This is a genomic window from Hyphomicrobiales bacterium, assembly GCA_016125495.1.
Classification (GTDB): domain Bacteria; phylum Pseudomonadota; class Alphaproteobacteria; order Rhizobiales; family RI-29; genus RI-29.
Window position 1 is genome coordinate 1 of sequence record WGLQ01000023.1, and the last position, 22,827, is coordinate 22,827.

17 protein-coding genes are annotated in these 22,827 nt (G+C 65.7%); 7 read left to right on the forward strand and 10 right to left on the reverse strand.

Annotated features, from left to right (window positions below; translation table 11 throughout):
• Positions 1-283: 283 nt before the first annotated feature.
• Complete coding sequence (locus GC150_14885; GenBank protein ID MBI1386189.1) at positions 284-1,204, forward strand: EamA family transporter; 921 nt, start codon at positions 284-286, stop codon at positions 1,202-1,204.
• A 321-nt stretch (positions 1,205-1,525) separates the two neighbouring features.
• On the forward strand, positions 1,526-3,664 hold the full coding sequence (locus GC150_14890) for a molybdopterin-dependent oxidoreductase (GenBank protein MBI1386190.1): 2,139 nt from the start codon (positions 1,526-1,528) through the stop codon (positions 3,662-3,664).
• A gap of 415 nt (positions 3,665-4,079) precedes the next feature.
• On the opposite strand, the gene GC150_14895 is transcribed toward GC150_14890, so the two are convergent.
• The 5 genes from GC150_14895 to GC150_14915 all read right to left on the reverse strand — a co-directional run bounded on the left by GC150_14895 (position 4,080) and on the right by GC150_14915 (position 9,477).
• Positions 4,080-5,018, reverse strand: coding sequence for a hypothetical protein (locus tag GC150_14895; GenBank protein ID MBI1386191.1), 939 nt, complete (start codon positions 5,016-5,018; stop codon positions 4,080-4,082).
• Positions 5,019-5,122: 104 nt separating this feature from the next.
• On the reverse strand, positions 5,123-6,238 hold the full coding sequence (locus GC150_14900; protein ID MBI1386192.1) for a dimethylsulfoniopropionate demethylase: 1,116 nt from the start codon (positions 6,236-6,238) through the stop codon (positions 5,123-5,125).
• A 24-nt stretch (positions 6,239-6,262) separates the two neighbouring features.
• The gene (locus tag GC150_14905) at positions 6,263-6,613 is read right to left on the reverse strand and encodes a 5-hydroxyisourate hydrolase (protein MBI1386193.1); all 351 of its coding nucleotides are present in this window, start codon (positions 6,611-6,613) and stop codon (positions 6,263-6,265) included.
• A gap of 9 nt (positions 6,614-6,622) precedes the next feature.
• On the reverse strand, positions 6,623-8,368 hold the full coding sequence (locus GC150_14910; protein MBI1386194.1) for a thiamine pyrophosphate-binding protein: 1,746 nt from the start codon (positions 8,366-8,368) through the stop codon (positions 6,623-6,625).
• Positions 8,365-9,477, reverse strand: a complete 1,113-nt coding sequence (locus tag GC150_14915; protein MBI1386195.1) for an alpha-hydroxy-acid oxidizing protein — start codon at positions 9,475-9,477, stop codon at positions 8,365-8,367. The genes GC150_14910 and GC150_14915 overlap by 4 nt, the downstream gene beginning before the upstream one ends.
• A gap of 125 nt (positions 9,478-9,602) precedes the next feature.
• Between GC150_14915 and GC150_14920 the strand changes: the two genes are divergently transcribed.
• Positions 9,603-10,700, forward strand: coding sequence for a hypothetical protein (locus tag GC150_14920; protein MBI1386196.1), 1,098 nt, complete (start codon positions 9,603-9,605; stop codon positions 10,698-10,700).
• A gap of 30 nt (positions 10,701-10,730) precedes the next feature.
• On the opposite strand, the gene GC150_14925 is transcribed toward GC150_14920, so the two are convergent.
• Both GC150_14925 and GC150_14930 read right to left on the reverse strand, forming a co-directional pair.
• The gene (locus GC150_14925; protein ID MBI1386197.1) at positions 10,731-12,329 is read right to left on the reverse strand and encodes a peptide ABC transporter substrate-binding protein; all 1,599 of its coding nucleotides are present in this window, start codon (positions 12,327-12,329) and stop codon (positions 10,731-10,733) included.
• Positions 12,330-12,419: 90 nt separating this feature from the next.
• On the reverse strand, positions 12,420-13,349 hold the full coding sequence (locus tag GC150_14930) for a LysR family transcriptional regulator (GenBank protein MBI1386198.1): 930 nt from the start codon (positions 13,347-13,349) through the stop codon (positions 12,420-12,422).
• Here GC150_14930 and GC150_14935 point away from each other — a divergent pair.
• A complete protein-coding gene (locus GC150_14935; protein ID MBI1386199.1) occupies positions 13,228-14,640 on the forward strand; it encodes a DUF971 domain-containing protein in 1,413 nt (470 codons plus the stop codon). The two genes, GC150_14930 and GC150_14935, sit on opposite strands and share 122 nt — an antisense overlap.
• 9 nt (positions 14,641-14,649) lie before the next feature.
• The gene (locus GC150_14940; GenBank protein ID MBI1386200.1) at positions 14,650-15,408 is read left to right on the forward strand and encodes an SDR family oxidoreductase; all 759 of its coding nucleotides are present in this window, start codon (positions 14,650-14,652) and stop codon (positions 15,406-15,408) included.
• Positions 15,409-15,717: 309 nt separating this feature from the next.
• Here the strand turns inward: GC150_14940 and GC150_14945 are convergent, their stop codons facing one another.
• The 3 genes from GC150_14945 to GC150_14955 are packed head-to-tail and all read right to left on the reverse strand — an operon-like array spanning position 15,718 to position 19,206.
• Positions 15,718-17,178 (reverse strand): aldehyde dehydrogenase family protein, encoded by a 1,461-nt coding sequence (locus tag GC150_14945; protein MBI1386201.1) that lies wholly within the window; start codon positions 17,176-17,178, stop codon positions 15,718-15,720.
• Positions 17,171-18,286, reverse strand: a complete 1,116-nt coding sequence (locus GC150_14950) for a Rieske 2Fe-2S domain-containing protein (protein ID MBI1386202.1) — start codon at positions 18,284-18,286, stop codon at positions 17,171-17,173. The genes GC150_14945 and GC150_14950 overlap by 8 nt, the downstream gene beginning before the upstream one ends.
• Positions 18,283-19,206, reverse strand: a complete 924-nt coding sequence (locus tag GC150_14955) for an SIS domain-containing protein (GenBank protein ID MBI1386203.1) — start codon at positions 19,204-19,206, stop codon at positions 18,283-18,285. The genes GC150_14950 and GC150_14955 overlap by 4 nt, the downstream gene beginning before the upstream one ends.
• A 65-nt stretch (positions 19,207-19,271) precedes the next feature.
• Between GC150_14955 and GC150_14960 the strand changes: the two genes are divergently transcribed.
• Both GC150_14960 and GC150_14965 read left to right on the forward strand, forming a co-directional pair.
• Entirely contained in the window at positions 19,272-21,710 is a 2,439-nt protein-coding gene (locus GC150_14960; GenBank protein MBI1386204.1) for an FAD-dependent oxidoreductase, read from the forward strand.
• 37 nt (positions 21,711-21,747) lie between these two features.
• Positions 21,748-22,812 carry a zinc-binding dehydrogenase gene (locus tag GC150_14965; GenBank protein MBI1386205.1) on the forward strand — a complete coding sequence of 355 codons (1,065 nt, stop codon included), beginning with the start codon at positions 21,748-21,750 and terminating at the stop codon, positions 22,810-22,812.
• Positions 22,813-22,827 lie beyond the last annotated feature (15 nt).

The window sequence follows — 22,827 nt, forward strand, 5'->3', positions numbered from 1 at the left end:
GGCGGTGCGCCGGTGACCTCCGACTGGGCCGAGAAAATCGACGCCGACGGCTATGCCGCCGATGCCGCCCACGCGGTCTCGCTCGCCAAACAGCTCGTCGACGACCTCGCCGAGGAGATGGACGGCGCGCGAAGAAACTGAATACCCGTTCGGCGTCGCGCACGGCGCGACCGATAATGGAGCACCTCCGACTGGCCGGCATTGTTTCCTGGGCAATCCGGCCACTTTTTTTCTCTGATCGGGCTCATCGCCCGCCCGGGCCGGAGCGGAGTACGAGACCGCAATGTCGAGCCTCGGGCAGCGCAGCAGGGAATTCTGGGCGAGCATCGGCATCATCGTTGCCGGTGCCATGTGGGGGCTGTTCTGGATACCCCTGCGCGCGATCTCCGAAATCGGGTTGACGGACGCCTGGCCGGGCGCCGTCGTGGCGTTGGGCACCATGATCGTCCTGCTGCCCTATGTCATGCTGCGCCGGCACTCCATGCTGCGGCAATGGCGTCAGATCGCGCTTGCCGGAATGGTGACGGTTTCGGCCTTCAGCCTCTATGCCAGCGGCCTCCTGCTCACCGACGTCGTGCGGGGAATTCTTCTCTTCTACATCACGCCGGTCTGGGGCACGCTGCTCGGCATCCTCTTTCTGGGGGAGCGCCTGACGCTGAGCCGCATCGCCGCCCTCACCTGCGGCCTCGGAGGCCTCGCCGTCATACTCGGCGACACGGGTGGCTGGCCGTGGCCGCGCAACATCGGGGACTGGCTGGCTCTCGCCTCAGGCTTCACCTGGGCTTGTGGCTCGCTGCTGCTTTTCCGCCTCGGCACGATCGGCGTGGCGGGACAGATGCTCGCCTTCGTGACCGGCTCGCTGATCGTCTCGATCGCGACGATCCTGATCCTCGGCGAGACCTACGGGCCCCGACCGGCACCGGCCGCCCTCGGGTCCGGTCTCCTCTGGGGGATCGCCGCGGCGCTCTACTTCGTGCCGATGCTCTTTCTGACCATCTGGCCGACCACGGTCGTGCCGCCAGCCCGCATCGGTATCCTGATGATGAGCGACGTCGTCGTCGGCGTGGTGAGCGCCGCACTCCTTTCGGGCGAACCTTTCACCATGCGCGAAGCGATCGGCGCGGCGCTCATCATGCTGGCCTCGCTGATCGAAATCCGCTCGCGCCAGCAGATCACACCCCTTTCCCCTGCCGAAGCGAAATGAGCCCGCGCCTGTCATCGACCATTACAGACCAACCCTTTTGGGTGGGGTATGAATATATTGACTTTGGAAATCGTGCATGCACTCGCTTACCGGCATTCGGATCAGTCGTCCGATTGAACGCAATGGGATCGATGGAAGAAAGGGAAATGCGCAAGCTCGCGACGGGCCGTGCCATCCGCCGGGCCGTACTCGCAGCAACTCTTCTGGCCAGCCTCACATATATTGGTTCCGCCCTTGCCGCGCCACTCGCCGGCGCCGACGCCGGAGTGCAGGTCGACCACTGACAATCAACGGGAAAGACAAGCAACGGGAGAGAACGCAATGACCGCCCACGACAAGTCGCTCGCTGAACGGATCGCGGAAATCAAAGGCGCAACGGTCGTCAAGAGCTTCTGCTACACGTGCCCCTGGCAGTGCCCGACAGAGGTCTATGTCCGCGACGGGCGCATCGTCTATCACAAGGGCAACGAGGCCGCCCCGAACAACATCGGCACGCGCTGCGCCAAGGGCATGGCGAGCTGGTGGGTGACGCAGGACCCCGACCGCCTCAAGTTCCCGATGCTGCGCACCAGCCCCAAGGGCAGCGCGCCGCAGTTCAAGCGCATCTCGTGGGACGAAGCCTACAAATTCATCGCCGGCAAGCTGAAGGCGATCCGTGAGGCGCACGGTCCGGAGGCCGTCGCCTACATGACGCACCACGATCCGAATTCCGGCTTCATGACGGCGCTTCTGTGCGATCTCTACGGTACGCCGAACGTCTCCGTCGGGCATGCCATGGGCTGCGAGGGTGACCGCCGGCACGCCTGCCTCACGACCTTCGGACACATCTTCCCGATGCACGATTTCGGTCCCTCGAAATACGTGATGATCTGGGGCATGAACAACCTCGGCGCCAACCAGGGCCTATCGGAAAGCCGTGCACTGCTGCAGGCCAAGAAGAAGGGCGCCCGCCTCGTGGTGGTCGATCCCGCCTTCACGGAAACCGCGCAGAAGGCGGACGAATGGGTGCCCATCCGCCCGGGCACCGACGCCGCCCTCGCCCTTGCGATGGCCCACGTGATCGTCAGCGAAAATCTCCATGACAAGCCGTTCGTCGACAAATATTGCGAAGGCTTCGGAGGCTATCGCGACCATCTCCTCGCCAAGGGTTACACCCCCGCCTGGGCGGCCGAGATCACCGGCATTCCCGCCGAGACCATCGCGCGCCTCGCCCGCGAGTTCGCCGGCACCAAACCGGCGATCGCCTGCACCTTCAAGGGCGCCGGCTACTACACCAACGGCAACGACGGCTCGCGCGCGATATTCCTCCTCGACGCGATCACCGGACAGGTCGACAATCCCGGCAACATCCACCTCAAGGATTGGGCGCCGATCGGCCCCGCCGTCGCCATTCCCGAGGAGGCCAAGACGAAGCCGTCGAAGCCGCCGCTGGCGCACGCCATGGGATATCCGCTCGCGCCGCTCACCGGATATCCCGTCTATCCGGAAATCCCGAACACGCGCCTGCCCGAAGCCATCCTCGAGGGCAAGCCCTATCCGATCCGCGGCGTTTTCGTCCACGCTTCGAACCCGATCATGAGCGATCCGAACCGCGAGCGCATGCAAGCCGCTTTCCGTGGCCTCGATCTCGCCGTCGCCATGGAACTCTACATGTCCGAGACAGCCGAGGAGTGTGACATCGTGCTCCCGGAAACCTCCTTCTACGAGCACGCCGAAATTCGCCAGGGCATGTGGATGGGCGCCGAAGCGATCCTCTGCCAACCAGCCGTCGAGCGCGTCGGGGAAGCAAAGCCGACTTACGAGATCGTCCAGGGCATCGCACGGGAGATGGGCTGGGGCGAGCACTTCACATACGAGACCTGGGAGGACTGGGCGCGCCCGATGGTCGCCGGCCTTCCGATCACTCTGGAGGAGTTGAAGGAGCGCGGCTTCTGGGCCGGCGACATCCGCTACGGGCGCTACAAGGAAGGTTTGCCGACCCCCTCGGGCAAGATCGAGATCCGATCCGGCGCCTATGAGAGCTGCGGCCTCAATCCTTACCCCGAATGGCGCGAGCGCAGCGTGGTGCCGGACGAGGATTACCCTCTCCAGCTGACCCACTCCAAGCTCTCCATGCACTGCAACATCGTCACCCAGAACAACCCCTATCTCATGGAGATTTGCGGCGAGAACTGGGTGGAGATCAATTCGCAGGATGCCGCCCGCTTCGGCATCTCGGACGGCCAGTTGGTCTGGCTCGAGAGCCCGAAGGACAAGATCAGGATCACGGCCAAGGTCGTCGAAGGCGTCGTGCCGGGCTGCGTTTCCGTCCGCCACGGCCACGGGTTCGGTCATTGGGCCATGGGCGCGGTCGCGAAAGGCAAGGGCGCCCACTCGAACAATCTGATGGATTCTCACCAGAACCCGGTGACGGGAACGAACTCCTACAACGAGTGCAAGGTGCGCGTCAGGCGGGCCTGAAGACCAGAGGGATTGAACTCCCGGTCTGATCGCGCGACCTCGGCGTCCTTGTCCGAGATCGCGCGAGCCCAGCCCCCGCTCGGCGCGACAGGCTCCGTGCCCATTCGACAGACCACGTGCCGACGTGCCGGGGATGGACAGAACCGAAATGCGAATGGAGAGAGAGCCGGGGCGGAGAACCCCGTCCGGCATCACGCCATCATGCAGCCGACATCGGCGCCTTTCCCGACGGACAATCGGCGCTGAACCTGGCTGCGACCCGGATAGCCCACGTCGCCGGCAGCGAATGGTCGACCAGGAGGTATCTGTCGATGGACCTCTTGAAGGATCACCAATCCACCAACGCCACCGCCTGAGCCCGGGCCGGACGCCGATCAGCCAATTCCAAAGTGCGAAAAATTCTGAACACTACCTCTCAAGCACGTTCCTCGAGCGCTGCGATCGCAATACCCGCCTCGCCACGCACAGAGTAGAGGAGCCAGATCCGGCCGTCCTCCTCGAATATCGCAGGGTCACGGAGCTGGTTGGCGTCGTCCATCATGGCGCCGCGAAAGGATGGTGCGCGAGGCAGTCGCGCGCCTTCCCACTCCATCGCAGGTCTCAGTACCTCGTGCGGTCCCGTTGCCCGCCAGTCGTGCCAATCTCCGGCCAGATCAACCGTCGAGCAGAGAATGCGCTCCGGCGCGTCGCCGACCTTCGTCCAGAACACGTGCAACCGGTCGCCCCGATGCAGGAGAGCTGCATGTCGCTGCAAAGGCTCGTCGAAGAGGTCGGGCCCGCGTTCGAAACCACCGAGGCCGTCAGCGGAGCGAAAGATGATGCCGGGCATGACGAGGGCATAGTGGAAGCCGCCGTGCCGGAAGACGCGGAAATAAGAGGGACCGAGCACGTCCGGCCGCGCCTTGAAGGTCAGACCATCATGCGAGAGTGCAACTCGAGTGACCTGACGGCCGTAGCTTTCGAGCCCATGGTAATACATGCGGATGCAGCCTGCGGCGTGGTCCACGTGCACGTCGGGCGAGGCGATGTGAGGAAGCGTCGCATCGTCGATAGGATCAGGAACACCGGGCGTGCCTGGCGGCGCGATGCCTTCCCACTGCTGCACATCTGAGTGAACAGCGGGATCGGCAGGCGGGATTGCGGCGTCGGTCAGGAAGCCCGAATCCGAGAGTTCCAGGACCCCCGGCCGGTGGATGGACCACGGCCCTTCCAACGCATCGGCGAAGGCGAGGCGGATGTAGCTGCCCTTGTGATGGGCAAAGTAGAGGTAGTACCGGCCCAGCGGATCGCGCACCCAGTCGGGTACGCGGATCAGGGAGGGCCCCTGGATATTGCCGCCCATCCGCTCGTCCATACCCGGACGGATGATGGGGTTGCCGACGAGGCGGCTCGCGGTGAACAAGCTCCGTCCTCCTTGCAGCTTCGTGCACGCCTCCACCGATGGAGGACCATGATCGGTCATTCGAACGGTAAAGCGGATACGACCCCATCCCTGCGCACGCCGTCAATGCTCTCGATGGTCACGCGCGTGCCAGGAGCCCAGGCGCCTTTCTCGATCATCGAGAGCCCGACGTTGCGCTGCAGCCGCGGCGACCAGCCAGCCGATGTGATCCGGCCGACCTCGGTCGCACCCACGAGGACCGGCCAGGGCTTGCCGCAGGGCGGGCAGGGACCACCGTCGAACAGGACGCCTCGGATCTGCCTTTCGATGCCGCGCCTTGCGATCGCCTCGAGCGCCTCGCGCCCGATGTAGTCGATCGAGCCGTCGAGCGTGCAATACCGCGCCATGCCGCATTCGAGCGGGTTGTTCGCGCGCGTGAACTCGTTGCCGTAGGAGAGGAGGCCGGCCTCGATCCGGTCGGGCAGATTGGGGCAACCGGGCGTCATCTCGAAGCGCCGGCCGGCTTGCCAGATCGTATCCCAGAGCAGGGGGCCGAGGGCGCTGTCGTCGAGGAAGATCTCGAAACCGCCGGGCCGCGAGTAGCCCGTGCGCGCGACGAGTTGGCGCGTTCCGCGAAAGTCCACATGGCCGAAGCGGAAGTAGCGGATCTGGCGAACATGCTCGCCAAAGATGCTGGCCATGAGGTCCTCGGCCTTGGGTCCCTGCACGGCAAGCGGCGAGACATCCGGCTCGTCGACCGAGACGTCGAGGCGGGCGCCGATGGCAAGACCCTTTGCCCAGAGCAACACGTCGGAATCGGCGATCGAAAGCCAGAAGCGATCCTCGGCGAGCTTCAAGAGAACGGGGTCGTTGACCATCCCGGCCGTCTCATCGATGAGCGGCACATAGAGGCACTGCCCGATCCTGGCGCGCCGCAGATCACGCGGTGTCATCCACTGCACGAGGCGGGCGGCATCCGGCCCGGTGATCTCGACCTGACGCTGGCAGGAGACGTCCCAGATCTGCACGTGCTCGCGCAGGTGCAGGAAATCCTCCTCGACCGTCGGCCCGAAAGCCTTGGGCAGCAGCATGTGGTTGACGACCGAGAAGCCGCGCACGCCGTGCTGCTCGACCTTGTCGGTGTAGGGCGTGCGGCGGATGCGCCGCGACATGTTGAGGCCGGAGGTGGACATGGTGCCGCGTTGTCCTTCGAGGGCTCAGCTCGACCACCAGGCCGAGCAGCTGTTGGGGGAGAGAATGATCGGGAGGTGATAATGACAGGCGGGATCGGGCATGACGAAGCGGAGCACGATCTCGCGCATGATGCGGTGGCCGGGCACCTGGCGATGATCGAAGTAGCGGCCTGATGCAAAGACCAGTTCGTAGGTCGAGGACTCGTGCCCGGATGGAATCTCGACCTCGACCGAGAGCCGGCCACCGGCATCGGTTTCGCGCTCGAACAAAGCTGTCCGCGCTCCCGATGAATCGAGCCTGAAGAGCCGGACACCGACACCGCCGGCATGCGTGCCGTTGCTGCCGTCGAGGGTGTGAGTGGTGAGCGTCGCCATCGCCGCCTCCTATTCGATCGAAGCCTTGTCGCGCTTGCTGGTCGTCGCCAGTACGATCGGGCTGATGACGCCCTTGGCCTTCACATTGACGCAGGCCGTCTTGCCACTCGCCATGGCGCGCGCGAGCGCGGGTGCCAGTTCCTCGCGTCGCTCGACGAGTTCACCGTGGCCACCGAGGCCCTCGAACATCTTGTGGAACGGGATGTCGCGGAAGTCGGTCGCAAAGTGCTTACCGCTCGCGAACAGCCGCTCCTGCTGCTGCGAAATGCAATCGAGCCCGCCATTGTTGTCGATCACGACGGTGATCGGCAGGTCCTCCTGGAATGCCGCCTCGATCGAGAGGCCGCCCGAAAGGAAGGCACCGTCTCCGCTGATGAGCACGACATTCGCGTCTCGATGCGTGTTCTTTGCCGCGAGCGCGAGCGAGACGCCGACGCCGAGCAGGCTGAAACTGCCGGGATGCAGGATGCCGGCGAGCCGTTGGCCCCGCGCGCCCGCGAGGTTGACCGCGATCTCGGACCAGAAATGCGTGTTGCCGCCGTCGAAGACGAGCCAGTCGCTCGCGCCCATGGCGGCCTGCACGTCGAGGGAGAGCTGCAGGGGATGAATTTTTCCGCCGGTCCGCGCCGCTTCGTCGGTGTCGCGCTTCAAGTCGGCGAGCGTCTCATCCACCCACGTGTCGCGCCAGGCACGGTTCGTCTCGATCCAGGAGCGGGGCAGCGTCCAGGCGCCCGCCGCCGCAAGACCCATCAGGGCATCGAGAAAAGCTCCCGGGTCGGAAAGCAGGACATGGTCGGCTGCCCGGTTCATCTCCAGCTCCTCGTGCGAGCCATTGACGCAGACGAGCTCGGTCGAGGCGGGGAAAAGCGGTGGATTGCCGAAGCTCATCTGATTGTCCAGCCGCCCGCCGACCATGATCGCAACGTCGGCAATCTCGAGCGCCTGCCTGGATGGCTGGTACTGGTGGATGTCGGCGAGGCCCATGTAGGCGTCACTCTCCTCACCGAGCAGCTTTTGATGATAGGGCACGTTGAAGACGGGGATGCCGAGCAGGCGACCGGCCGCCTCGAGCTTGGCTTCGGCGCCCGACCACCAGACCCCATGCCCACCGATCAGGATCGGTCGCCGAGCCGCGGCGATCCGCTCCAGCAGTGGTGCCAGCACCGCCGGATCGGGCCAAGCCCGCGGCGGCGGTGATGCGCGGCGGATGAACGGACGTTCCTCGCGCCCCGCATCCTCGTCGTAGGAGGAAAACATGATGTCGACCGGCACGCTCAGATGCACAGGTCCCGGATAGCCGCTGGTTGCGATCTTCCAGGCCCGGTCGACGAACTCCCCGATCCGCTCGCCATCTGTGACACTGCTGCTGTGCTTGGTGAGGGGGTTGGCGATCGAAACGTCGTCGATCTCCTTGAAGCCGCCGGCACCGCGCCGCTTCAGGGTGCTCGATCCGGTGATGAAGATGACGGGCGAGCGCTCGCCCCAGGCTTCCATCATGGCGGGCACGGCATTGGCGAAACCCTCCGGTCCGACGAGGCAGACGGCGGGCTTGCGCGTAATGCGCGTGTGGGCGTCGGCCAAGTGCCCCGCGACCTGCTCGTGCGGGCAGTTGATCACCCGCATCTGACATTCCATGAAGCCCTCCAGCGCGGGATTGCAGAAGCCGCCCGCCAGCGTGAAGACGTGCTCGACGCCCTTCTCCTGGAGGGCGCGGGCGAGCAGATGGCCGCCACGGATTCGTCGCTTGCCGGTCATGGGTTGGGAACCTCCGCTTGAGGGGGGGACAAATCTAGCCGCGATGAGGCGGGCGCACGCTCGGCGAGCACCTCCGCGTCGATGTCGGAGACGCTCACTCGCCCGATCTGGGCGAGCGTTATGGCAATTTCTTCCGCCAGCATGTCGAGGAAGGCGCAAAGGCCACCGGCGCCGCCCGCAGCTATGGCAAAGAGGAATGGCCGGCCCAGCATGGCGATATTGGCGCCGCAGGCGAGCGCCTTGACGATATCCTCACCGCAGCGGATGCCACCATCCACGAGGAGAGGATAATCACGGCCGACGGCAGCGCGGATCGCCGGCAGCACGGCGATGGAGGACGGAGCGCTATCGAGCTGGCGGCCGCCGTGGTTGGAGACCCAAACCGCATCGGCCCCTGCGTTCCTGATCCGCCTTGCATCCTCGACGGCCATGACACCCTTGACGATGAGCATGCCCCTCCAGCGTGCGCGCAACCGGTCGAGGAACTCCCAGTTGGCACCGGTACGGCTCGCATTGCGGTCGAAGCCGTTGGCTCCGGACGCGGGGAAATTCGCGGGCCGCGGTATGCCCGCCGCGATCGTCGCGAGCGTCCAGCGTGGGTGGAGCGCGAGGTCGAGCGCCTGGCCGGGCCCGATCCGGAAGGGCAACCCGAAGCCGTTGCGCACGTCGCGAGGGCGACGCGCGACCCGGGGAACGTCGACCGTGAAAACGAGGGTCCGATAGCCGGCGACAGCGGCGCGGTCCGCAAGCGCGAGCCCCTCCTCGGCGCTCGCGCTGACATAGAGCTGGAACCAGGCCCGCTCGCCGGCGATGCGACGGCTCTCTTCGAGCGGGGTCGATGCCGCGGTCGACAGGCAGTGCGCAATGCCGCGCCCGCCGGCCTCCGCGGCGAGCAGACGGTCCGCTCCCGGCCAGGCGAGATCGCAAAGGCCCATCGGCGCGATGCCGAGCGGCAGGCGCCAGTCGCTGCCGAGAAAGTGCGTCGAAAGGGTTGGCCGATCCGTGCTCGTGAGCACGCGAGGCTGGAGCCTGAGGCGCACGAGGTCGCTGCGGTTGAAAGAAGCAGCCGTCTCCGTCCCGGCGGCACCGTCGATGAAATCGAACACCATGCGTGGCAGACGTCGCCTCGCAGCGTTACGGAGATCGTCGAAAAATGGGATGGCACCGCTCACCGGATGCCCCCATGATGCAGACTGGACTCAAAACGCGATCGTGCGAACCGGGTGATTGTCCAATGAACGGCGAGCAAGCCCTCGAGCTGGTGCGGACCTATGCCGGCATGGGCCCGCATCGCACCGGCTCGCCCGGCGGGACCGCGGCCCTGACCTGGCTCGGGGGGCTCATGGCGGAACGAGGCGCGCGCGTCGAGTTGGCCTCGTTCGACTACCCGCACTTCGAGGGAACAGCGAGCGTCGTGCTCGCCGGCCAGCCGATCGAGGCGATGCCGCTCTGGTTTTCGGCGACCGGCACGTTCGAGATCGTGAAACCTCTGACCGGTGAAATCGACGCCCATGCCGACGAGCATGTCATCTCCGACGCAATCGCCGCACTCGTGGAGCAAGCGAGGTCGAGCGGCCATGATGGCCTGATCCTGGCCACCCGCTGTCCGAGCGAGGCGCTCTGCGCCATCAACCGATCGACCAGCGACCGGATCGATTGGCCCGTCGCCCTCGTCGCAGGAGGCGAGGCTAACAGGTTGCGGTCGGCGAATCCGATCGCCCGATTTACCACGCAGTCCCGCGCGGCCACGGCCTCCAACCTCATCGCTCACTTTCCTGGCCCGAAAGGCCGTCGCCCGGTGATCGTGACAACTCCGCTCTCGGGGTGGTTCCATTGCGCCGGCGAGCGCGGCACGGGAATTGCCGTTGCAGCTCATCTGGCTGAGCTCCTCTCTCGTGAGCATAGGGTTCTCTTCCTCGGCGCGACTGGGCACGAACTGGGCTTCCTGGGCGGCCACCAGCTCGCCGCGATGCTCACGGAAGAGCCAGCGTCCGTCATTCACATCGGCTCCTGCATCGCCAATCTGGAGAGCGATCTGGTCTCGATCTGCTCGGCGAGTAGCGGCACGCATGCCGCGATCGCGGCAACGCTCCATGAACTGGACGTCGAGGTGGGTTCGCCCGATTGGCCCCGCGACCCGGCGTGTTGGATCGGTGAATCGAAATGCTGGGCGGAGCGCGGCTGCCCGATGCTCTCGATCGCCGGCATCGCACCGCACTTCCACACGCCCGGCGACCTGCCCGAAGCCGTGACCACACCCGAGCTTCTTCAGCGCGCGCTCACGACCATCGGGGCGGCCGCGCGCCTCATTGCCCGGGAGGAGGGAGCATGAGGCGCGCACGGACCCCGGTCTGCCGTCAGCTCACGCGAACCACCAGCGCTCGATGAAGCGCATGCCATCGAGGTCCCAGTTGGCGGCGAGCTTCTCGCCATGGGCGATTTTCGTCGAAGTCGCGAAGACGTAGCTCGCGAACATGGGCAAAACGACGCCACCTTCGTTGCTGACGATCCTCTGCATCTCGACATAAAGCTCCCGCCGCTTGGCTTCGTCGAGCATCGAGCGTGCTTCCTTGAGGAGCCGGTTGAAGCGTTCGTGCGACCAGAAGGTATCGTTCCATGCGGCACCTTCCGAGTAGACCGTCGTGAACATCCAGTCCTCTGTCGGACGACCGCCCCAGTAGACTGCCGACCAGGGCTTTTTCATCCAGACCTTGGACCAATAGCCGTCATCGGCCTCGCGCAGAACGTCGAGGTTGATGCCTGCTCTGGCAGCTTTCTCCTTGTAGAGGATGCCAGCATCCACCGCCCCCGCGAAGGCGGCATTCGCCACCGAGAGCTGCACATCGAGCTGTTCCATCCCGGCCTTCTTCAGGTGGTACTTCGCCCGGTCGGGGTCGTAGCTGCGCTGCGGCAGCTCGGCTTCGCTGGCGTGGAAACGGTTGGAAGTCGCGATCGGGTGGTCATTGCCGAGCTTGCCGTAGCCGAACAGCACCTTGTCGAGGATTTCCTGTCGGTCGATGCCCAGCTTCAGGGCCATGCGGACGTCGTTGTTGTCGAATGGCGCGACCGTCGTATTCATGGCGAACGTGTAGTGCTGCGTGCCCGTCGTCTGCTCGATGCGAACCGCCGGATTGGCCTTCAGCAGGTGCACGGTCTTGAGGTCCACGCGGTCCGCGACATCGACCGCGCCGGTGGAAAGGGCGTTGACCCGCGCCGCGACGTCCGCGATCGTCAGCATTTCGACCTCGTCGAACCAGGCGCGATCCGGCTTGAAATAATTGGGATTGCGCTTCAGCAGGGCGCGCACACCCGGCTCCCAATTCTCGACGATGTAACCGCCGGTGCCGATGCCGGAGTTGAAATCGGGCTTGCCGTCCTTGGCCTGGTAGATCGCCAGGTGATAGCCCGACATGAGGAAGGGGAAGTCGGCGTTGCCGTCCTCCAGCGTGACGACGACCGTATCCTTGCCATCGGCCTTGATGTCGGTGATCGGCTTGACGATGGCTTTGGCCGCCGATTTCGAATCCGGCGCCCGGTGGTAGTTGAGCGAGGCGATCACATCCTCCGCATCGAGAGACTTGCCGTTATGGAAGGTGACGCCATTGCGGAGCTTGAAGGTCCAGACCTTTGCGTCGGGAGACGACGACCAGGACTCGGCGAGTTCGCCAGCGAGCGAGCCATCGGGCTCGATCACGGTCAGCATGTTGGCAAGCGAGTTGATGAAGCCCTGCACGAAGAAGTTGGTGTAGGTCGAGGGATCATAATTATCCGTGGTCGAGCCGTGACCGTGGCCAGACCGGAGCCGGCCGCCGCGCTTTGGCGTCGAAGCGAGCGCGGCCGAGAACATGCTGTTGGCCGAGGCTGCGGTGATGCCGGCTGCGAGTGCGAGCTGGACGAAGTCCCTTCGGCTCATGCGACCTGCGGCAGCAAGACGCTTCATGTCGAACAGGCGCATGTTCATTCCTCCCTCAATTCGTGATCCGGTTGACCGGGTTCCGACCCGGTCGAGCTTAGGGGATGACGAGCAATAGGGGAAATAGAATTAATTCGCCTATTTATTCGGTGACGCTATGGACCGTAACTTGGTCGCGAGTTCCGCGATCAGCTCGTTGGCGAGTTCTCGGGCGGTGAGGGACAAGGTATCGGGACCGCGGGCGATGATGACGAGCGGTGTTGCCACCTTCTGTTTGACCCGGCGGATCACGATCCCGCCGAGCGCGACCGCGGCCGCTGCCGAGTAGGGATCGACGACGGCCAGCTTGCCCGTCGCACGTGCGAGCGCCGCGACAGCGGGTGTCGAGGGCGACGTGAGGGTCGGATTGAAGCCAGCGAATTCGGCATCCGCGAGCGGCCCGCCAACCAGGCTGCGGTTGACCGCGTCGTACATGACGAACTCGTTCGGGGCTATGCTGGTGAGGTCGAGCGGTTCGGAGTTGCGTGCCTCGGGATGGTATTCCGGAACGATGCAGACGTGCCGAAGCATCATTTCGTGGATCACGAAGAGCTGCTCGGGCAGCCGGCGTGGGCTGATCACGGCAAGGTCGATCTGCTGCAGAGAGACCGCCTCGATGAGCGCCGGCGTGTTGCGCACTCTCACCTCGATCCTGAGGTCTGGCCGCATGGCATGCACGCGCGCCACAGCCTCGGGCATGACCCTATAGGTCAGGGCCGGGATGATGCCGAGCGTAACCTCTCCTGCCGTGGTCTCGCGGATCGAGGCTGCAACCTCCTTCAGCCGATCGATGCCGATGAACATGCTCTCGACGGCGGAGTTGAGCCGGCGTGCCTCGATGGTCGCGATGATGCCGCGCCCGTTGCGCGCAAAGAGCTGAAAGCCCACCGAGCGCTCGAGGTCCCCGATGAGGCGGCTGACACTCGGTTGGGAGATGTTGAGCAGGCGGGCGGCTCCGCTGATCGAGCCGGCGCGCATCGCAGCCCGGAATGCCTCGAGCTGGCGAGCATTCATGGCATCTCCTGACATTCGCCGAGTCTATGGATCGACGAAATCATTCTATTTGTCGTATGGCGGATCCCTGTCAATCCTGCCTCATGGAACTTCGCTGGAGGTTGCAATGGTTGGGAGTTCGACGATTTCGCGAGATGCCTGGACCCTTCGATCGGTCGAACCGGGCCCCGAGGGGCTGTCGGTTGAGTATGCCAACGGCCGGCGATCGCTGTTCCACTCGATCTGGCTCCGCGACAACTGCCGGTGCGACGCCTGCGGCATGCCCGAGACCGGTCGACGCACGCTGAGGCTGACCGGCCTCGATCTCTCCGTCGTTGCCACCAGGGCGGTCATCGGTCGCGACGATACGCTCGAGATCGACTGGTCGGACGGTCACCGGAGCCGGTTCACCGGCGAGTGGCTGAAGACCCATGCCTACGACGATGCCGCGCGGCGCGAGCGCGCCTTCAGGCCACGCATCTGGGACGACGCCGTTCGCAAGAGCCCACCCGTGATGAGCTTTCCGGAGGTCGCCGGTGACGATCGACTTTATCTTCGGATGCTACAGACGGTGCGCGACCTCGGCCTCTGCTTTCTGCGCGGCGCGCCTGCCGAGGCCGGCCGCCTCGAGCCATTCGCGCGCCGGATCGGCCCCATCCAGGAGAGTAATTTCGGCCGCATCCAGGATCTCGTGGTCGACGAGACGAAACAGAGCGTCGCCAATCGGACGATCGCGCTGAAGCCACATACGGACGAGCCCTATCGGGCATCGCCACCGGGCATTCTTCTCTTTCACTGCATTGCGACCGACGTGACGGGCGCCGGGTCCTCGACCTTCATGGACGGCTTCGAGCTGGCTGAGATCCTTCGCGCCGAGGACCCGGAGGGATTTGCCGCACTCACTCGCAACCGCATGGCCTTCCGTCGGCATTTCGCAGGCGACGTCGACATCATCACCGAGTTCCCGGCGCTCTCGGTCGATGAATTCGGAAACCTGATGGGAGTGCGCATCAATGACCGGGTGGCCGCCCCGCTCGCCATCCGGCCGGACGAGGTGGCCGCCCATTATCGCGGCATGAAGCGCCTTCTCGAACTCGCCGAGGATCCGGCTCGCATGCTTCTGCTCACACTTCGACCCGGGGACGTTGCCGTCTTCGACAATCATCGCATGCTGCACGGGCGCACCGAGCTCACCATGAAGGGCAAACGCTGGCTGCAATGGCTGCAGGTCGAGCGCGGCGACTTCCACTCGACGCTGAGGGTTCTCGCCGACAGACTCGGCGAAACCCGCGATGCCAAGCCACTGCTGCGCGGCGCCTATGGCTGAGGGGCGATAATGACCGCGCTCGTCGTGACCGGCGCGAGCCGGGGAATCGGGGCGGAGATCGCGAGGCGGGCCGCGGCTACCGGCCGACCGGTCGCCCTCAACTACAACCGTTCCCGCGCCGAGGCCGAGGAGGTCGTTACGAGCATCAGGACAGCCGGCGGCCGGGCGCTCGCGGTTGCAGCCGATGTCTCTGATCCCGAGCAGGTCGAGGCCATGTTCGCCCACATCGACCGCGATCTCGGACCCATCACGGGCCTCGTCAACAACGCGGGCGTCAACGGCTCATCCGGCCGGGTCGAGGCGCTCGATCCGAAGGCAACCGCACGCCTCCTGTCGGTCAACGTTCTCGGCCCATTCCTTTGCGCCGGAGCCGCAATCCGTCGCATGGCGAGGCGCCATGGTGGGCAGGGCGGTGTGATCGTCAACATCTCCTCGGCTGCTGCCCGCCACGGCGGCCCGGGCTCCTATGTGGACTATGCCGCGTCCAAGGGGGCACTCGACACATTCACGATCGGCCTCGCACGCGAGCAGGCGAGCGAGGGCATCCGTGTCAATGGCCTGAGGCCCGGCGCCACAATGACCGAACTCAGCCGCGAATGGATGCGCTCCCACCCCGATTGGGAGAGCTGGGTCATCGGACAAGTGCCGCTCGGGCGCCCGGCTCGTATGGAGGAGATCGCGCGCGCCGCGCTCTTCCTTCTCTCGGAGGATGCCTCCTACATCACTGGAGCCATCCTCGATGCCTCGGGCGGCTGGGTCAGTCCTTAGCGGCACGTGCCTGCTCGCCGCGGACAACCACCGGCCACCGGGGCAATGCGGCCCCCCGAACCACGACGCCGGGGTGCCGGAGCGCCAGGTGAATGACCAGTCCGCTCTATAGCGCAGTTCTTGGCAAAGGATCGGGCGAGACAGGTTCCTCGTTCCAGCCGTCGGCTCCTCGGAGCCTCGTATCGCTTGGCTCGGAGCACTGCCCGCAAATCCACAGCGCATCACCGCGCGGAAACAAACTCTCGAGGCAATGACCTTGCGGGAGCGGGTCTTGGACGCGGTGGCGGTGGTCTCGAAGTCGAGACGGCGTCAATTGCGCGGGCGAATGGCGAATGCGACGTTCTTGGTCTGCACGTAGTTCCAGAGCGCTTCACGGCCCTTCTCTCGGCCGTAGCCGGACTTCCCAAAGCCGCCGAAAGGCGTTTCGACGCCGCCCGCATACCACTCGTTGACGAAGACCTGGCCCGCGCGCAGATCGCGAGCGGTACGTGTCGCGCGACCGAGGTCGCGCGTGAAGACGCCGGCGACGAGCCCGTAGTCGGTTCCGTTGGCGATCGCGATCGCTTCCTGCTCGGTTCTGAAAGGCATGACGGCGACCACCGGTCCAAAAACCTCCTCGCGTGCGATCGTCATGTCTGGAGTGACGTCCGTCAGAACGGTCGGCTCGAAGAAGGCGCCGGGCCGGTTCAATTTGCGTCCGCCAGCCGCGGTCCGGGCACCATCGGCGAGCGCCTTGGCGACCATTGCCTCGGTACGGTCGCGTTGGGCCTCGCTCACCATCGAGCCCATGTTGGCACCACAAGCGGGTCGCTCGAGCCCTGGCCCGACCGAAAGTCCTTTCGCGATTGCGGCCGCACGCTCCACGAGTTCGGCGAGCCGGCTCTCATGCACGAGCACGCGCGACATCGCCGAGCAGACCTGGCCCGCGTTGAAGAAGATGCCCCACCTGAGGTCGCTCTCGAAGGCTTCGAGGTCGGCGTCATCGTAGACGATCGCGGCCGACTTGCCGCCGAGTTCGAGCACGCAGGGAACGACGTTGCCCGCCGCCGCCCGTGCGATCGAAATCCCGGTTGCGACCGAGCCGGTAAAGACGATCTGGTTCACGCCCGGATGGCCGGCGAGCGCGGCGCCCGCCTCCTGTCCGAGCCCGCAGATCACATTGACCGCGCCCGCAGGAAGGCCGGCCGCCTCGGCCGCCTCCGCGATGAAGCCGATGGCGAGGGGCGTCAGTTCGGGCGACTTGACGACGACGGCGTTGCCCGTCGCGAGCGCGGCCGACAGGGATCGCGCCGTCATCTCGATCGGATAATTCCAGGGAATGATCTGCGCCGAGACGCCGTAGGGCTCGTGCACCGTAAAATCGAGGTAGCCGCGACCGAGCGGGATCGAGCGACCCTCGACGGTCTCGGCCTGATTGCCGTAATACTCGAAATAGCGCGCAGCCCCTTCGACCTCGAGGCGCGCCTCCCAGAGCGGCTTGCCCTGCTCGCGTGTCAGTACCTCGGCGATCTCGTCGATCCGCTCGAGGAGATGGCGCCCGATCGCCTGGACCATGCGCCCGCGCTCGACCGGACGCAGTCCCGAGAGCGCTCCGGAGCGGTGCAACTCGCGGGCGGCGGCCACGGCCCGTTCGACGTCGCGCGCGTCCGCCATGGCCTGCTCGGCCAGCCTCTCGCCGCTCGAAGGATCGCTGACCGCGAGCCGCCCGCCGCCGCCGTCCACCCAGGCGCCAGCGATGTAGTTTTGCCAGTAGGGCCTGATGTCAGCCATCGACGGCCTCCCGCATCCATTGCTGAAGCTTCGAGATGGAGTGCTCGGAATTGAGACCGCACGCGGGATCGAGCACCAGAGGGCCCGGTCGATAGCCGCGCGATTTCAATCCCCGATGGACGCTCTCGACCAGCCTTATGTCCTCTTCGACGGTCGTTGCCCGGTCCTGCCGCGCGAGCCGGTGCACGACCTCGTCGTCGGCTCCATCGATGCTGTACCAGCCGCGCCAGACGGTGCAGTTGTCGACGTCGTGCGCCCGCCAGTGGTAGGTGTTGAGGACGTTTCCGGGATAGACCTGGAACGACAACATCGGCCAGAGGAAAAAGCTGCGGTACTCGCCCGCGTGCGGTACGGACAGATCGACCGGATAGGTCATTGCCTCCATCGACTGGCACTCGGTGGTGTGGCGCAGGACGTAGCCGTCGCCGAGCGGCTGGATGTCGTAGCTCTCAGGCCGGATCACGCCGGTTGCGAACGTCGGGTGGTTGATCGTGCAGTGGTAGCACTCGGAGTAGTTCTCCACCGAGACCTTCCAATTGCAGCGCTCGGGGATTTCGACCCACTGGAGGGGCGCCAGGCGGGCGATTTGGGGAACATATTCCGCAAGCTCCTGGCGCACGCCAGGATACCATTCGTCCATCGGCAGGGCATCGGGATCGAGGTTGACGAAAACGAAACCGTGGAAGATCTCGGTTCGCACCTCGGTGAGGCACACCGCCTTGCGGTCGAAACCCGGAACCGCACCGATGTTGGGCCCGCCGCGCAGCTCGCCGGTCAATTCATAGGTCCAGGCGTGGTAGGGACAGACGACGAGCCGAGTTGTACCGTCGCCTTCGAGCAGCCGGTGCGCGCGGTGCTGGCAGACGTTGTAGAACGTGCGCAGCGTCCCGTCCCGCCCGCGAATGGAAAAAAGGTCCTCGCCCGCGATCGAGAAGGAAAAGTAATCCCCGGCGCCGCGTGCCTGGCTCTCGTGGCCCGCGAACTGCCAAGTGCGCGAGAGGAGGCCGAGGCGTTCCCTCTCGAAGATCGTGGGGTCGGTATAGTACCGGGCCTCCAGCGAGTGGAGCGGGCCGGTCCTCGGCGCGATCGGCTGGGACGTCAGGGTCATCCCTCGTCCTCCTCATCATCGTTCACGTAGATGCCGAGGGCATGGCGTTTCGCATGGAAGGAATCGATGCTGGCGACGACCTCGTCGCCGGCTTCCGCGATGACGAATGCGGTGAGCAGTTCGAAAAAGGCCGTCAGGGCGACCGTCGAGGTGAAGAATTGCGGTGTCTCGGTCGCCACGATGAAGCGGTGCTGCGCATCGGCCATGATCGGACAGGCCGGGCTGTCGGAGATGGCGACGAGCGGCACCCGCTGCTGGCGCGCGATCGTCACGGCATCGACGACCTCACGCCGGTAGGGCCGGAAGGTCATTGCGATGAGAAGGTCGCGATGGTCGGCCCTGGCGAGGCCGTCGATCGGCAGCGTTCCGCCGTTCGGCAGCGCCCTGACCCCATCGATCGCCATGCCGGCAAGGTAAGCGAAGTTCTGCGCGACCGGATTTGCGACCCCGACCCCGAGCACATAGGTCCGCCGGGCCGCCACGATCGCGCGCGCGGCTCCAGCGATCCTCGCGTGATCCGTCGCGGCAAAGAAGCCTTCGAGATTGTCGATCGAGCTGGATGCCGTCTCGGCATAGAGGCTGCCCAGTTCGCCGCGCCGCGAGATGGACTGTAGCCATCGGGCCCGGTCGGGATAGGTCTCGCGGCCGCAGCGGATCTCGGCGCGGAAGACCTCACGCATCGCTTCGAAGCTCGGAAAGCCGGCGACATGTGCGAGGCGCACGAGGGTGTTCGGCTTGACCCCGGCGCGCATCGCGAGTTGGCGGATGGAGCTGATCCCGATCTCGTTGGGATGCTCGAGCACGAACGCGGCCGCTTTCGCCAGCTCCGGCGTCATGCCTTGGCGCTGTGCCTGCAGGCTGGCGAGCAGCTCCTGGCTACGGAGTGCGCTCGCGACATTTGGTACGTTTGTTCGATTCATGATTGACCACATAACAAACGTTCCATAATCCGGTCCAGGAGAATCGCTCGAGGAGGGTGTCGCGCATGGTTCCCGAACAGGCCCGGGTCGTCGTCATCGGTGGTGGCATCATGGGCTGCGGGCTTGCCTACCACCTCGCCCACGAGGGCTGGCGCGATGTCGTCCTCCTCGAAAAAGGGGAACTGACGAGCGGCTCGACGTGGCATGCGGCCGGCCAGATAACGCATTCGACCTCGAGCTTCGCCCTCGGGAAATGCGTCGGCTACAACATCGATCTCTACTCGAAAATCCTCGAAGCCGAGACCGGCCAGAGCGTGACGTGGCACGGCTGCGGCTCGCTCAGGCTCGCATACACGGACGACGAACTCGATTGGCTGCACCAGACGATCTCGGTCGGTCGCGGTCTCGGATTCGCGATGGAAATCGTCGGACCCGAGCGCATCCGCGCGCTGCACCCCTTCTACAACCTCCAAGGCGTCAAGGCGGCGCTCCACACCCCGGACGATGGTCACGTCGATCCGGCTGGCGCGGCCTTCGCGCTCGCCAAGGGGGCGCGGCAGCTCGGCGCCCGGGTGATCCGCCAGTGCCGCGTGACGGGGGTCGCCCGGACGGCAGGAGGGGAATGGCTGGTCGAGACCGAAGCCGGCACCATCCGCTGCGAGCACATCGTCAACGCCGCCGGCACCTATGCCCGCCAGATCGCCCTCTGGTCCGGCTACGACCTGCCGACCACCTCGATGACACACCACTATCTCATCACCGAAACGGTGCCCGAGTTCCGCGATCTCGAGCGCGAACTGCCCGTCGTGCGCGACGACCGGCTCGTGTCGGGTTACGTACGGATGGAGCAGAAGTCGGGGCTCATCGGCATCTACGAGAAGGCCAACCCCAACACGGTCTGGGACGAGCATTGCCCGTGGGAGGCCGAGAACGAACTCTTCGAGCCCGACTACGACCGCATCATGCCGTGGCTCGAGAATGCCATGGGGCGGATGCCCGTCCTCGCATCGCTCGGCATCAAGCGGGCGGTGCACGGTGCCATCAGCCATCCCCCGGATGGCAATCCCCTGATCGGCCCCGCCCCAAATCTTGCCAACTACTGGTGCTGCTGCGGCACACAGATCGGTATCGGCTGGGGCCCCGGCCTGACGCGCGAGCTGGCGCGCTGGATGGTGCATGGGGCGGGCGACATCAACATGCGCGAGTTCGACCCGCGCCGTTTCGGTCCCTACGCGACCAAGGCGTGGCAGATCGTCAAGGCCAAGGAGGATTATCTCCTGCGCCACGAGGTGCCCTTCCCCCACTTCAACCGTCTCGCGGGCCGGCCCGTCAAGACCTCGCCGATGTATGCCGATCTCATTGCCGAGGGGGCGGTCTGCGAGGAAGTTCACGGCTGGGAACGGCCGCGTTGGTTCGCGCCCGAGGGCACTGAGGCGCGCGACATCTACGGCTTTCGCCGCACCCGCCTGCACGAGATCGTGCGGGCCGAGGTGCGCGCCGTGCGCGAGCGTGCCGGGATCATGGACATTTCCGCTTTCACGAAGGTCGAGGTGGCAGGCCCCGGCGCCGCCGCCTTCCTCGACCGCCTCGTGGCGAACCGGCTGCCCGGCAAGCCTGGGCGCATCACGCTGACGCATTTTCTCAACGATCACGGACGCATCGAACTCGAGGCGACGGTGGCACGCCTCGCCAGCGATCGGTATTATGTCGTCTCGGCGGCCTTTTTCGAGCAGCGGCTCATGGACCTGCTTCAAGCAGCGGAGCCGGCTGGCGACGTCGTCATCACCAACCGCTCGCTGGAGTGGGCGGCCCTTGCATTGAACGGACCGGCCTCGCGCGACATTCTCTCCACGGTCACCGACGCCGACCTCACGAATGCCGCCTTTCCCTGGCTCACGGCCCGCGAGATCACCATCGCCGGTCGGAGCGTCTGGGCATTGCGCATGTCCTATGCGGGTGAACTCGGCTGGGAGCTGCATGGCGAGCGCGATGCGATCCACGAGGCGTTCCGCGCGATCAAGTCGGCCGGGCGCCCGCACGGTCTCGCCAACTACGGCTCCTTCGCGATGAACTCCATGCGGATGGAAAAGGCATTCAAGGGTGCCGTTGAACTGACCAACGAGGTCACGCTGCCCGAGGCGGACGTGATGCGCTTCGTCACCCTCGACAAGGAGTTCCGTGGAAGGGCGGCGACGGCCGCGGCGACGGCAGCACCGCTGCGCTGGGTCTGTGCATACCTCGAGATCGACGGCGATGGGCGCTCGGACGGCAACGGCGGCGAGGCGGTGCTGGCCGCAGGCAGGCAGGTCGGCACGATTTCCTCCGTCGCCTGGGGGCACGGTGTCGACCGCCTGCTGGCCTTTGCCTATGTGCGCCCCGAACATGCGGCGCCGGGAACCCCGCTGGAGGTCGTCGTCATGGGTGAGGCTCGACCCGCGCGGGTGCTCGGCGCGCCTGCTTACGATCCATCCGGCGCCCGACCGCGCGCGAACACAAGAGGATAGCGGCATGAGCAAGGGGACGGATGCGCATCCTCGAACCATGCGCGCCATGGTGACGATCGGCCACGGCGGCTTCGACAAGCTGGTCTGGCACGAGGCCTGGCCGCGCCCGGAGCCGAGGCAGGGTGAAGTCCTGATCCGTGTCGGAGCCTGCGGCCTCAACAACACCGACATCAATACGCGCACGGGATGGTATTCCAAGGCCGTAAAGGGCGGGACCTGCGGCGAGGGCGCAGAGCGCAACGCCGGCGACGACCCGAGCTGGGGTGGTGCGACGATAAGCTTCCCCCGCATCCAGGGCGCCGACGTCTGCGGCGAGATCGTCGCGGTCGGCGCAGGTGTCGATGCCTCGCGCATCGGCGAGCGGATCATCACGGACAACTGGCTGCGCGATCCTGCCGATCCGCACGACAAAGGAAAGGCCGGCTATTTCGGCTCCGAACGGGATGGGGGATTCGCCGAATACTGCACGATCCCAGCCGCCAATGCGCTGCCCGTGCGCTCGTCGCTCAGCGATGCCGAATTGGCGACGTTCTCGTGTTCCTATTCCACCGCCGAAGGCATGCTGACTCGGGCCGCGGTAACGTCGGCAGACTCGGTGCTGGTGCCCGGTGCCTCGGGCGGCGTCGGAGGCGCGCTCGTGCAGCTCGCCAAGCATCGCGGTGCCCGTGTCATTGCGATGGCTTCCGAAGCCAAGCACAGCGAAGTCCAGGCGCTGGCCCCGGATCGGCTTTTGTCCCGTGCCCCGGACGACCTGCGCGCGGCACTCGGCGGCGAGCGCATCACTGTCGTTGCGGACGTGGTCGGCGGGCCGACCTGGGCGGGCCTCATCGACGTGCTCGAGCGCGGTGGTCGCTATGTCACCGCCGGCGCGATCGCCGGACCCATCGTGCCGCTCGACCTGCGCACACTTTATCTCCGCGATTTGACCTTCTTCGGCTCGACCGTGATCGATCCTGGCGTGATGCCGCGCCTCGTCCAGCTCATCGAGACCGGTGCCGTCCGTCCGATGCTGGCTGCAACCTATCCCCTCCGAGAACTCACGCAGGCACAGCGGGCCTTCACCGCAAAGACGCATTCCGGAAACATCGTCGTCATCCCCTAGAATGCATTTTTTCAA

Excerpts from the sequence above, each read along its gene's own strand:
- GC150_14960 (MBI1386204.1), top strand. The coding sequence starts at position 19,272 with ATGGTTCCCGAACAGGCCCGGGTCGTCGTCATCGGTGGTGGCATCATG.
- GC150_14910 (MBI1386194.1), bottom strand. The coding sequence starts at position 8,368 with ATGACCGGCAAGCGACGAATCCGTGGCGGCCATCTGCTCGCCCGCGCC.
- GC150_14915 (MBI1386195.1), bottom strand. The coding sequence starts at position 9,477 with ATGGTGTTCGATTTCATCGACGGTGCCGCCGGGACGGAGACGGCTGCT.
- GC150_14945 (MBI1386201.1), bottom strand. The coding sequence starts at position 17,178 with ATGGCTGACATCAGGCCCTACTGGCAAAACTACATCGCTGGCGCCTGG.
- GC150_14930 (MBI1386198.1), bottom strand. The coding sequence starts at position 13,349 with ATGTCAGGAGATGCCATGAATGCTCGCCAGCTCGAGGCATTCCGGGCT.
- GC150_14895 (MBI1386191.1), bottom strand. The coding sequence starts at position 5,018 with ATGGACGAGCGGATGGGCGGCAATATCCAGGGGCCCTCCCTGATCCGC.
- GC150_14900 (MBI1386192.1), bottom strand. The coding sequence starts at position 6,238 with ATGTCCACCTCCGGCCTCAACATGTCGCGGCGCATCCGCCGCACGCCC.
- GC150_14950 (MBI1386202.1), bottom strand. The coding sequence starts at position 18,286 with ATGACCCTGACGTCCCAGCCGATCGCGCCGAGGACCGGCCCGCTCCAC.
- GC150_14920 (MBI1386196.1), top strand. The coding sequence starts at position 9,603 with ATGAACGGCGAGCAAGCCCTCGAGCTGGTGCGGACCTATGCCGGCATG.
- GC150_14885 (MBI1386189.1), top strand. The coding sequence starts at position 284 with ATGTCGAGCCTCGGGCAGCGCAGCAGGGAATTCTGGGCGAGCATCGGC.
- GC150_14955 (MBI1386203.1), bottom strand. The coding sequence starts at position 19,206 with ATGAATCGAACAAACGTACCAAATGTCGCGAGCGCACTCCGTAGCCAG.
- GC150_14905 (MBI1386193.1), bottom strand. The coding sequence starts at position 6,613 with ATGGCGACGCTCACCACTCACACCCTCGACGGCAGCAACGGCACGCAT.
- GC150_14965 (MBI1386205.1), top strand. The coding sequence starts at position 21,748 with ATGCGCGCCATGGTGACGATCGGCCACGGCGGCTTCGACAAGCTGGTC.
- GC150_14940 (MBI1386200.1), top strand. The coding sequence starts at position 14,650 with ATGACCGCGCTCGTCGTGACCGGCGCGAGCCGGGGAATCGGGGCGGAG.
- GC150_14890 (MBI1386190.1), top strand. The coding sequence starts at position 1,526 with ATGACCGCCCACGACAAGTCGCTCGCTGAACGGATCGCGGAAATCAAA.
- GC150_14935 (MBI1386199.1), top strand. The coding sequence starts at position 13,228 with ATGAGGCGGCTGACACTCGGTTGGGAGATGTTGAGCAGGCGGGCGGCT.
- GC150_14925 (MBI1386197.1), bottom strand. The coding sequence starts at position 12,329 with ATGAACATGCGCCTGTTCGACATGAAGCGTCTTGCTGCCGCAGGTCGC.